The sequence below is a fragment of the Enterococcus sp. GPZ-007 genome (genome assembly GCF_059374735.1).
In genome coordinates, this window is record NZ_JCAFYN010000109.1 from 1 (window position 1) to 834 (window position 834).

Here is an 834-nt window from a genome sequence, read left to right on the forward strand (position 1 = left end):
GATTCGGACAGTGATTCGGATTCAGATAGCGACTCGGACTCAGACAGTGATTCGGATACCGACAGCGACTCGGATTCAGATAGTGATTCGGATACCGACAGCGATTCAGACTCGGACAGCGATTCGGATGCCGACAGTGATTCGGACTCGGATAGTGACTCAGATTCGGACAGTGACTCGGACTCAGATAGCGACTCGGACTCAGACAGTGATTCGGATACCGACAGCGACTCGGACTCAGATAGTGACTCGGATTCAGATAGTGATTCGGATTCAGATAGTGATTCGGATACCGACAGCGATTCGGACTCAGACAGTGATTCGGACAGTGACTCGGATTCAGATAGCGACTCAGATTCCGACAGCGATTCGGACTCAGATAGCGATTCCGACTCGGATAGCGACTCAGATTCGGACAGTGATTCGGATTCAGATAGCGACTCGGACTCAGACAGTGATTCCGATTCGGATAGTGACTCAGATTCGGACAGTGATTCGGATGCCGACAGCGATTCCGACTCGGACAGCGATTCGGATTCCGACAGTGACTCGGACTCGGATAGTGACTCAGATTCGGACAGTGACTCGGATTCGGATAGTGATTCGGACTCAGATAGCGATTCCGACTCAGATAGTGACTCAGATTCAGACAGCGATTCCGACTCAGATAGTGACTCAGATTCAGACAGTGACTCGGATTCGGATAGCGATTCCGACTCAGATAGCGATTCGGATTCGGATAGTGACTCGGATTCAGACAGCGATTCGGACTCAGACAGTGATTCGGACAGTGACTCGGATTCAGATAGCGACTCAGATTCAGACAGCGATTCG

At 51.0% G+C, this 834-nt stretch carries 1 protein-coding gene; it reads left to right on the plus strand.

Going from position 1 to position 834, the window contains the following annotated elements:
- A partial coding sequence (locus tag AC4J95_RS21095) for a hypothetical protein (protein ID WP_494551551.1) occupies positions 1–834 on the plus strand: 834 nt, incomplete at both ends.